Here is a 10994-nt window from a genome sequence, read left to right as displayed (position 1 = left end):
TCTTGTTGTCAGTTTAAAATGAATAAGCTACAGCTCATCTAATAGTTAAAAAATAGGTACCACATGCAGTATCAATCATTGATGATATCATGATGCATAGCCGATACCAGTATAGATGCAGGGCTTGATGCCTCGGCAACTTCAATATTACGGCCAAAAATCTGCCTATTAGGCGAATACTTATATAACGAAAAATCGGTCAGATAGTCTATATATTCCAGGTCTTCTAAAAATTTAATGATCATCGATTTGGTAACCTTACCGCCAAAATGAAGGTCGTTCCCCCCGTCTGATATTATCCACGGTGATAAAAAACCCTGTAGCTTTTGATCGATTATTTTTTCGTAATAATTAAACTCGTATCCTCTTTTTAATTTAACCTTTACCGATACCTTTACGGCTTCATATAAAGGATTCATGACCTGGAATTGTGCCCAGGCTGATGAATGTTGAGTAAGAAATGTGTTAATCTGATCGAGGGTATTTTTATCAACCTTTGGTTTAAAAGGATCAACAGCGTTACGATTTGTTAAATCGGGAACTACAATCATCAGGATATTGCCGGGCGCATAAAAAGAAGTTGGTGTAGCATGATTAATGCATTTAACTTTATGTACCGTAGGGAAATGATTTAAGATCATCCGCTCATAATCCCATATAGCAACGCTTCTTTCCTTGTGCCTTAACCGTTCACTTACCCTGATATAATAAGCCTGGTCGTCCTCTATTAAATGCCCCCCAAAAGATGAGTATGGCTGTGTTACTTTTTTAATGTTGCCGTTATCATTTTTAAGTTTTGTTATGGTATTAGGCGGCATGGCATTTACTAAATGCTGAGGATCATTATCCTGGTTGTTAAAAGATGAAATGGCGGCATTTGATTGTATATCAAGCAGATTACAAACACCATCGCTGTCATTTTTTATAGCCGCTTTAAACCACAATAATCCGTTTGCCAAAATAGTGTTGGATGTGGTTGCTTCGGGAGGGACAACTATCTTTATTACACCACTTGTTAACAAACCGTTGGTTGTATCAAAAATAAAATCTTCGTTGCTTAAGGTTTTCCAATAATTATCACAAAGCACACTCCATGTTATATCAATTTTAGGTTTATCCGGGTTGGCGCTACCTTCTGCCGCCTGGAAAAGCATGCATACAGAATCTTCGGCATAAAGGCCGCTTAAACCTATCTGTAATGATCCCTCATCAATATACTCCGGCACCAGTTTTACCAGCGTATTGTTCAAAAAATCGTGCTTGCTACGGGTATAAGCATGTTCGCGCATTTGCCCGAATGCTCCGTATTGAAAAAATTCGATCTCTTCATTTATATAATCATTCAGCGTAGTTCCGCTAAAATTAATTTTAGCCGTTGTAGCTGTATAATTTAAGGTTATGGATTGTATTTCGGGGGCAAAAGGTTCTGATGGAAGTTTCAATGTTCCGCCATCCCTGCTAAATCTTAAAATTTCTGCCGTATATTTTTCACGATAATCTTTAAACAGGAAACTATGATCTAAACGAAGTTGTACCTGCCCTTTCCTGATATCTCTATAAACATCAAAAAGCAACTGAAGAACTGGTTTATATAACTGCAGTGTTAAAGATGCTTTTGCTTTTACAAAATTGGTTTTAGCCTGCAGGTTTGAAAACCCGGGTAGCAGGTATGACATTTTGCTTGTTACTGTTTGCAGTATTGAATGACCGGGATTTATATAATATGGCGTAACAAATTGTGGCAGGATGTATAGCGGAAATAAAACCGGGAATGCAGGGTTTGAAAACTTCCAGGTTGTAGCAGCCTGCGCATTGGCAGTGTTGAAAAGCTGGACAGATTTATGTTGCTCCTGCCAGGTAAAACCATCTTTAAAAGCTGCTACTGCATTAAAATCGCCATTGCCATTATTTGATTGGTTATAATTAATATAATATGATGCCAGGTCTGAATCCGGGATATTTTTCCAATCCACATCAAGCGAAAACTCTTTTAATCGTTTTGAAAACGTTTCCTGGTGACCGATATAAAAGTTTGAGTTTTTATCAGATAACGGCCCAAATGGAGTAAAAGGCTTCTTGGCATTTAACGTTCCAAAATCATTTTCCAGGCTGAGCGAAGAAATACCGGTTACATTAACTTCAATTGTTGAATCAATGAGTTCGGCATTAATCAAATTCCGATATCCGAAATCATATTTATCTGTATTAACAAGAACCTGTAGTATAGGATGAGTGGTATCAAAGTCGCTGCCGTGGCTTGCTTTATTATAGGCAATTACCGCGGGTTCATCTTTAGTTATATTAAAGGTGAATTGAACATTGAACACTTGATTATCTGCCGAAGTGATGGTAGCTGATGAAAGCTTGGGACCAATCCACCCTTTTTCGCCTGTGATACTTATTTTAAAAAGATTAGCTGTTAACACCGCATTTTTGGCGGCAACATCTAGGTTTCTTACCGTTAAGTTAACCGTTACATTACGATTCCCCTCTTTCATCATCAAAATATCGCTGGCCAGGCAAAAACCAACCTGAGCCAGGGGAAGACTGGAATTTCCAAATCCATTCCATTTAGGGTTTGTGGGATCCAAAACCGCGCCCAGGCCATCTTTTGAATTGGCTATTGGCGCATAATGCAAATAGTTTTTATTAACCGGGTTTACATATAGCGACTTTAACTGGGCAACTTTTGATTGATTAACTACAATATCATGCGTAAGTACGTAGTTAAGATCTTTCTTAGTAGCATCCTTGCCTGCAAGTAAGGCCGTACCGGCTGTAAGCAAAGTATCTTCTGTATTTTTCTTAAGCTCAAAAATAACATGCGCATTATCCGGCACGGGCGCCTTTTTACCCAGCATTAAAACTTGCTGGTAATAAAAATCAAGATGGCGCTTAGTAAGCGTATTCATCAGCGCCTTGGGTTGATCCATCAGTTCAAAAAAGCAATCCAGCAAAGCAATGTGAGGTGGCAGGGAAGCGTTTGCCGCAAGGGCATTCAATTCGTCAATACTTTTATCAAAAAAGTTATTCCAGGCGCCATTTTCAATCAACTTTTGGGTAGCAGGATTCAGATCGTAAAACTTGATCAGTGATGCTATTTTTTGAACGTATTTATACAAATCTTCCTTACTACGCTGATCAACCGGAACCAGGGCCGGATCAAGCAACTGCGGCATTCGCTGTTGCTGAGTTTGCCCATCGCGTTTAAGAATTATTTTGTAGTCAATAGCTTTAGTGCTCATGCCGATTTGTTATTAGCCTCGTTTAAATAAAACGGATATACCAGGTTGAACCGGGTGTTTGTACTGATCACTTCATAGTCAACCAGTATATCAATTCTTCCTTCTGTTAAAAAATCATCCAGTAGCTCGATAGTTAATAATTTTATTCTGGGTTCATAAATCAGTACCGCGTTTTTAACAGTTACTTTAATAGCTGTTTCTGTTGTAGCATTCATTGCTTCAAATACATAATCTTCCAGGTTGCAGCCATATAAAGGCTGGAGAAAACGTTCGCCAATAGTGGTTGAAAGCAGTATTTCCAGGCTTTTGTTAATATCCTCCTCATCGGCGGTCATTAAAACCTGGCTCGCTATTTTTGAAAAAGTTGGCGGAAAACTCCATCCCCTACCCAAAAAAGACTTTTCAGAAACATTGGTAAGCTTGTCCATTTATAAGAGATTTTATTGCGGATCAGGAAATTTCAACTACACCATCGTAAGGCGTTCCATCGTTGAAAGTTGTTTTAACTTTAAAAGCTTCGGGATGTGCTTTAAGGTGATTGATCACCCCTTCGGCCACGGCTACAAATAAGAGTTGCATCTGTTTACTTGGCGGCGGAGCCGCACTTCCCATTACTTCCTGGTAGTGGTTGGTAAACGCGGTTTGTATAGCCTCGGCCATACTGCCCGAAAAATCTGATGGTGTGCCTGCTTTGAGCGCCATATTTTAACCTGTTTTTACTTTAACCGATAATAAGGATGGAGTTGGTGGAGGCATAGGCGGAACAGGAGGAGCTGGAGTTACCGGTAATGCCCCTAAAGCAAGCTCGCCGGGGTGCATATGTGTTTGATATATATTAACTATCTGGTTTAGATAACTTAGCAATTCATCCCCAAAAACCAGCGGATGCGATGCACCGTCAACCAATTCTATTTGTGGCGCGTCAACTATCACTTTAGTATTCCCCTTTACTGTAATAATTCCGCCGTTTACATCAATAACTATCTGATTACTGTTTGAATCTTTAATGGTTATGGTGGATGGCTCGGTTGTTATGACATGACCATTCTGGTCTTCCAGTCGTATTCCCTGTTTGTCATCGCTGATGAGTACTTTGTTTACTCCCGGGGTTTCAATAACAACTTCTTTTATTTCATCATCAAAAGTAAGTTTCAACTTTTCCCTGGAAGTATATCCCTTCTTAAAATTATCATTGGTAGGACTTATCGGCGGCACTTTATTGGAGCTGTGCAACATGCCTAAAATTACCGGTTGGCGTGGGTCATCATATAAAAAGCCTAAAAGCACTTCATCACCAACCTCCGGCCTAAAAAACATCCCGCGTTCGTTACCGGCATCTGTAAGCGCTATTCTTGCCCATACACCGTCGTCATCAGCATTTACGTATGGCATTTTTACCCTTACCCTTTGCTCTCCGTCAGGATCTTCATTGTCTGTTACAATGCCGGTATGTAAACCAATAACACCCGGCAATAAACCACCGGCCTTGGGTGCTGTTACACTATTTTCATCAATAAACCAATCAGGCGTATGGCCAAACTGGGCATTAGTTTTCCACCCTGAAACAGCGGAGAAATCCTGCCGCACGCCACTGACAAAAGCTTTTCCATTAAATGTATCACCAAGGCCGTTCAGTTCAATAACGTCGCCCGGGTTTATAGTAGCGATACCATCAAATTTAACCCTGCCACGTATTTTGGATAGGCGCGATTTTAATAATTGCGCATCGGCCCAGGCCTGGCGCTCTTCTGAGGTGATTGAACCAGAATGATTTAAAACAAAATCTTCCGGACTAGCAACTCCCGCCAGGTCATTAACCGAAAGGGTTCCTTCTTCTTCCAGATCAGCAGGGTCATTAGCTGTCGATTCGGCATTTGCCTGGTTAGCCATATCCCATGAAACACTTTTTACCGCGGCAAATTGATTTCTGCTATCCATTTCAGCATCAAGCTCCATAACGGTTGCTCCATGCAGTAATGACAGTGTGGCATCCCCAGAAACGGTAGGCTTTTTAGTAACTATTTTATCGTCGTTTGTGAGTATAACATTCCCGGTAGCTTCTGCTCTGCTCAATATAAAGTCCCAATCGGTGCTGTTGTACTGAACCATTTCTTTATAAGTAACATCTGTTGATCCAATGTCCAAATCTGAAGATGCAAAGCCATCGCTTTCTAAAATCTGGCTGATAATATCGGCATCGGTGAGGTCATGGAAATAAGCATTTTTACGACCGATGGTGGTTTTTACCGCTTTGTGTTTACATTCAATTACCAGATTTGGCGATACCGACTCTCTTATCTTGATGGATTGCTTAATGATAATACCCTTAAATATGCTAACGCTATTATCAGGATCACCGGCTGTTATTTCCACCTCGTTGCCCGGAGTAAACAGATCCCCATCGGTTAATGGAAATTCACCACTTGAAGCCTCACCGTCCTGGATCACAATTGTTGCAGATGAAACTTTATTTACCATCTTCATAACGTTAACCGAAAGCTTCGCCACTTCCCTGGGAATTTCAGTACCGTTGATTAATATTTTAAATTCGGCTACCGTATTAATCGCAGGAATAACTCTTTCTTCAGACATTATCAGTTGGCTTTGTATTTTTATCAAAAGGCGGAAAAACTAATTTTTGTCCGGGTTGCAGATCTCTGAAGTTTTTAAGATTATTTATCCTGGCAACCTCAAGATAATATTTAAAATCGCCATAAATTTTATTTACCATAGCTGGTAATGTATCACCTTCTTTAACTATACGAACGTGTGTTAGGTCTGGCGAGGAGTTTCTTTCTTCAGCCTGTCTTACCGCAGCCTGAAGCTTTTCTGCAAATGTTGCATTAATGATAGCACGAAGTGGCGTGCCATCGTTTTTAAACATTTTATATTGAATGGAGGTGGTTTTAAGCTCGCAATCAAATTCATATTGATTGGTTCGTAACCATGTAAGATGTCCCCACGTTATTCTGAGGAAACAGGTACGGTGTTTTTTACCATCATAACCAACTGCCTCATAAAACTCCTTAATTTTTGATGGAACATCTAATTTAACGCCATTGGCATTTGTGCCATCGAGAAAAAACTTTAATGCTACTTCTAAGGGCCTGGTACCAAGAAACCCACCAGCACTTCCGTTGGCACCAGCTGCATTGTTGCTCTCGGTTATAACCGTATAATTAAGTGTAAACTCATCCGGATTAATAAAAGAAGTAAATGTTTTTTCGGCAGGGCCATTTCTTTTAATATCGGTCCACGATTCAATTTTAAGCTTTTGAGCTTCTTTACCGGGCAATAAACTACTAAGTATGTTTACCATCAGCGTTCATTTTTTTTGTCAAGAATTTCCATAATCTGCTCAATACATTCTTTAATGATCTCCTGCTTTAAAGAGCCATCAGCAGAGCCGGCACCGTTTGTTGAATTGCTATCAACAACAGCTACAGATATTTCTATCTCCGTAATTATAACTGACATAATTTAAAAGCTTACAGAACCTGACACTGCGCCCGCAACTGCCCCTACAGCACCAGCAACAAGATCATCGAGGCCCATTGGTTTAAAATATTGATAAGTAAGTTCAAGCGTTTCAACTACCAGGGTATTCTGCTCGGCATTAAATTCAGAGATATCAATCTTTGTAGGATAAGCATTAAAAACATGCCATACATTGAGTGGGATATGGCTGTCATTTAACAAACTTATCAGCACATTTTTTGGATCGAATTCAAAGTTTTCGATACTGTTGCGAGCCCAATGACTAACAAACGACCCCAGAAACAACCCTCTTTTTAAAACCAGTTTATTGAATTGAGGTACGCCTGGAAACTGGTGTTTAAATCGATTTTCGCCACCTTCGGCGACAGTTTCTGTTGGTATATTGACGCTTAACCCGCTTACACTCTGAAACCGGATATCCTGCGGAGTTTGCGGAAACATTTCAATAACCACCAGGAAATGAAATCCCGGAGGTGGATAGATCAGACCATCTACAATACCGCTAATCAGGCTCATGATTACAGAATTAGTTTAATCGTTTTGTATAACCAAACCCTCATGTGCAACGTCAAGCTGTTCAATAGCTACTTCGCTTCCGTCTGCCTTTAAATCGGTACTCTGAATTTTTACCGGGAATGCATTTTTAATTTTCCAAACAACAACCGGGTCATGCGTTTCATTTAATAGGGTCAAAGTAATATCCCTCCTTTCAACGGTATTTAATGAAATGGTATTTAACCACTTGAAAAAATCATTATCGTGTGCAAATACCCCTCTTTTAAAAGTAATATTGCTAAACTCACGCATACCCGGCATTTTAATTTTGCTATATTCCGGCGAGGCTCCGTCGCGGTATTCAATCAATTTATTTTCGATATTCAACCCGCTTACTTCAGAGAAGCCTATGTTTGACCCGCCCCACTCTACTCTGAAGTGAAACTTTGGTAATGGATAATTTGCCATGTTTTTTGTTTTTATATATTATTTAGGTTTTGATAGCCTTTGGTTAATTAAGATTCCTGAAGTTTATGAGAGAATTTCAGGATAATAAATTCGGCAGGACGTACTACAGCCATACCAATTTCAATATTCATTCGTCCTTCCAAAATATCAAGAGCCGTCATGGTTTGGCCAAGTCCTACCCTTACAAAAAATGCCTGCTCTGGTTTAGATCCGGCAAGCGCCCCTGCCCTCCATTGCTTTATCAGGAAGTTTTCAATCATTGCCCTAACCCTAACCCAGGTATTGGCGTCATTAGGTTCAAAAACAACCCATTCTGAACCTTTTTTAATAGATTCTTCTGCAAAGATGAAGAACCGGCGAACTGGTACATACCGCCATTCGTTATCATTTCCGGCCAGCGTACGTGCTCCCCAGATCATTACTCCTTTCCCTGTAAAATACCTTATGGCATTTATAGATTTGCCCGAAGTAGGATCAACATTCAACGACATCTGATCACTTGCAGAAATTTGAAGTGATGCCGAATTTACGTAGGCTAATGTAACATTGGCCGGGGCCTTCCATACGCCTCTTGAACTATCAACCGAAGCATAAGCTCCTGCAACTGCCGATGAAGGGGGCATTAAAATATTTAAATTTTGTAATTGTAATTTAATCTGGTTGTATAATTCAGAGTTACCGGCTACTTGCGGCGCTGCCGGCGGTGATGTTGGTACTGTAGGTGTAGGTTTCTGCAGGTTAAGCCCGGTACGTACCGCAGCCTTTAAAGTTACCGGCGGATTTAAAATAGAGGCCAGGCTTATTTTACCAGTGCCAATATCTGTTGCCTCAACACCGTTTACCTTGTAAATAATGTTTACATCAACATCATCATACCTGTAGCTGAGTATAGTTTGCAGGTAAGGGAAATAAGCCGCACCATACTTCATTAAATCAAGGTTACTGCCTAAAGTAGCCGTGTTTCTGAAATCATCTGCCGATGAGTTGATATCATTTATAGTACCGGTTAACTGTTTAACATCTATAATGGTAAACCTATCCTGCAATATAAAACATTGATTTAATGCGCTGTTTATAACTGCATAGTAGTTAACAGATGGCAGTGAAGGACCATCAGGAAATAGTAATAGTGTAGGCTCATCAACCTTTGCAATCTCTGTAAGGCCATCAGTTAATTTGGTGGCGTTAACACCTCCCGCATTATACTTATCTGCCGAAACAATGTAGCAAGGGCCACCACCATTTGCAAAATACATTTGAAGGGCATAATACATCTTGTACTTAGAACTTGTGACAGGGTTAATTGCCGCGTTAATTGTTCTGGTAACAGTATTTACATCACTTGTATCTGTTATGGTTACCGTTATTGCCGTTTCTTTTTGAGCAAGCCCAAATAACTGTTCATACTCTAACAACGAACCTATTCGCTGCGGCTGTTTCCCAAAATCATTGCCATTGAAACTGGATTTTTCGGTGTATCCGATGAATGCAGGAATTGCGGTTTCAACTTCTGCCACCGAAGGTGGAAACGTTGGGATTTCCTTAATGTAAACCCCGGGAGTTTTAAATACATCTGCCATGGCGGTATTTTTTTAATTAAATGGTGATTAAAATATCTGAGAAGGTATCTGCTCCTTCTGTTTTTATGAGATTTAAGGGAGGATTTGGCAAGTTGGCAATAAGCACTTTATTTGTATTATCGCTTAGCTTGATGCCGGCTACAGGCTCTTCTGATAATGGAAGCGCATTGTTTGAAGTAACAATAAACGTCCCATCAGGAGAACCGCCAAGTAAACTAAAATTTATTGGTGAACCATTTGTTTTGGCCACACTTACCGATGTAATTGCCGGGTTAAATTTCCGGGTAATGATATAGCGCCATTTGGTTGCGCGGTTAACAAACGGAATTTTATAATTTACTGTGGTGATGGAATTATCGGCACCCTGAAACTGGTAATTGCCATTTAAATCAGTTTTGAAAAATATTTCAACCACCCCAAATACATCAGACATATCAGCAGGGTCAAGCGAATAAAAAGAAGCCTTTTCTGTACCATCAACTAAAAAACTGGCTCTTCCACCCGATGCTTTATTGAGATCAAAAGAATAGTTAAATAAATTATTTGAATTGTTTAAATCCTGCAGCAATTGCTCATTACTATCAATAAAATTTAACTGGCCGCTTTGCGTACTGGCAGTACTGTTTTGAACCGAAGAAAAACTGCCGCTTGCAAAAGGAAGCAGATCAGCATCTGATACTATTTTACTCCCGGTATTGGCCACAAGCAGCGGCAAATTATCAGCCGACATGTTGTTACCCCTATTGTTAAAATAGTAGTGGCTTGAGGGCGGTTTGATTAAATTTATATTGGTAATATTTTCAAATAAATTATTTCTTAGCTTCAGTAAAAAAGTAAATTTTGTGCCATCGGGCAAGGGGTTTTTAATAATATCATTACCTGCAACAACATCCACCTTGGCAAATAATTTCCCGCCGAATGCAGTTGGTAAAAAGTGAAGCCCCAATGATGCTATAAGTGTTGAACACCTGGCCGATGGCTGCATAATGATATCAGGACTTTTACCCGATTTATAGAATGTATGGGCAAATTCCAAAGTAAAAAGCGCTTTATATTTAATTTTTATCATTACTATATAAACTACATGCTTAATTATCAGAAATTGTAATCTCGGTAATTGGAGGTGTTTCCATTTTAGGTTCGGAATCAACAAAGCTTATGGTTCTTATTTTATAGATCACATTAGGCATATATTTTGCGCCCAATGCCGCCCAAAGATTATTTTGCTGTTCAAAAGTTGTGGAGTGAAACGTTACAAGTAACCTCCCCACCTTTTGCCAGGGTTTATCGGCATCTACCTTGGCATTTATTTGAGGATACTGATCACTATCGAAAACCTGGCGACCCTGAAAAAATGCCATCACATATGATAACAACCTCAACGCAGTAGAGTAATTATTGGCAAATACCGAGAAAAGAACAAAAGCATTAATATTTACAGGTGGATTGATAACCTGGATGCGGTCATTAACTTTTTGATAATTATATTGTGAATCAGCTATCCGGTCTTCTTCCAGGTTAATAAGTGTCAGGATTACTTTTGATACGTCACTACCTTCGGTTGAAACCGCAAATGTGCCATCGGGATTCATCAATGATGAAACCACAACTACATCCTCATTACCAAAGTTTGTTGAATCTTTCCGCTTGATGTAAGCGTTAAGTTCATCCGACAAAAATTCAAATGTGGTTCGTAACATATCTTTAA

Annotated in this window: 11 protein-coding genes; all 11 read right to left on the bottom strand. The window is 39.6% G+C overall.

All coding sequences use genetic code 11. The features are described 5' to 3' along the window. Positions 1-71: 71 nt before the first annotated feature. Genes AC1DYB_RS02760 through AC1DYB_RS02710 form a run of 11 tightly spaced genes read right to left on the bottom strand, consistent with a single transcriptional unit; the run spans position 72 to position 10986 of the window. Positions 72-3245, bottom strand: coding sequence for a hypothetical protein (locus AC1DYB_RS02760; RefSeq protein ID WP_477432202.1), 3174 nt, complete (start codon positions 3243-3245; stop codon positions 72-74). Beyond that, positions 3242-3673 carry a GPW/gp25 family protein gene (locus AC1DYB_RS02755; protein ID WP_295721211.1) on the bottom strand — a complete coding sequence of 144 codons (432 nt, stop codon included), beginning with the start codon at positions 3671-3673 and terminating at the stop codon, positions 3242-3244. Before AC1DYB_RS02755 ends, AC1DYB_RS02760 begins: the two co-directional genes overlap by 4 nt. Positions 3674-3695: 22 nt before the next feature. Next, a complete protein-coding gene (locus tag AC1DYB_RS02750; protein WP_295721212.1) occupies positions 3696-3947 on the bottom strand; it encodes a hypothetical protein in 252 nt (83 codons plus the stop codon). Between the two features lie 3 nt (positions 3948-3950). Continuing rightward, positions 3951-5837, bottom strand: a complete 1887-nt coding sequence (vgrG, locus tag AC1DYB_RS02745; protein ID WP_477432200.1) for a type VI secretion system tip protein VgrG — start codon at positions 5835-5837, stop codon at positions 3951-3953. After that, positions 5830-6564 carry a CIS tube protein gene (locus AC1DYB_RS02740; RefSeq protein ID WP_295721217.1) on the bottom strand — a complete coding sequence of 245 codons (735 nt, stop codon included), beginning with the start codon at positions 6562-6564 and terminating at the stop codon, positions 5830-5832. Before AC1DYB_RS02740 ends, vgrG begins: the two co-directional genes overlap by 8 nt. After that, on the bottom strand, positions 6564-6722 hold the full coding sequence (locus AC1DYB_RS02735; RefSeq protein WP_295721219.1) for a DUF5908 family protein: 159 nt from the start codon (positions 6720-6722) through the stop codon (positions 6564-6566). Before AC1DYB_RS02735 ends, AC1DYB_RS02740 begins: the two co-directional genes overlap by 1 nt. A gap of 3 nt (positions 6723-6725) precedes the next feature. Further along, positions 6726-7259, bottom strand: a complete 534-nt coding sequence (locus tag AC1DYB_RS02730; protein WP_295721220.1) for a phage tail protein — start codon at positions 7257-7259, stop codon at positions 6726-6728. Positions 7260-7274: 15 nt separating this feature from the next. Continuing rightward, positions 7275-7706, bottom strand: a complete 432-nt coding sequence (locus tag AC1DYB_RS02725) for a phage tail protein (protein ID WP_295721222.1) — start codon at positions 7704-7706, stop codon at positions 7275-7277. 47 nt (positions 7707-7753) lie between these two features. Continuing rightward, entirely contained in the window at positions 7754-9286 is a 1533-nt protein-coding gene (locus AC1DYB_RS02720) for a phage tail sheath family protein (protein ID WP_477392241.1), read from the bottom strand. Between the two features lie 16 nt (positions 9287-9302). After that, positions 9303-10355, bottom strand: coding sequence for a hypothetical protein (locus tag AC1DYB_RS02715; RefSeq protein ID WP_477432197.1), 1053 nt, complete (start codon positions 10353-10355; stop codon positions 9303-9305). A gap of 19 nt (positions 10356-10374) precedes the next feature. Further along, positions 10375-10986 carry a Pvc16 family protein gene (locus AC1DYB_RS02710; RefSeq protein WP_477432195.1) on the bottom strand — a complete coding sequence of 204 codons (612 nt, stop codon included), beginning with the start codon at positions 10984-10986 and terminating at the stop codon, positions 10375-10377. Positions 10987-10994 lie beyond the last annotated feature (8 nt).

The organism is Mucilaginibacter sp. P2_A4 (genome assembly GCF_056405015.1).
This window is presented reverse-complemented; position numbering and strand designations above follow the sequence as displayed.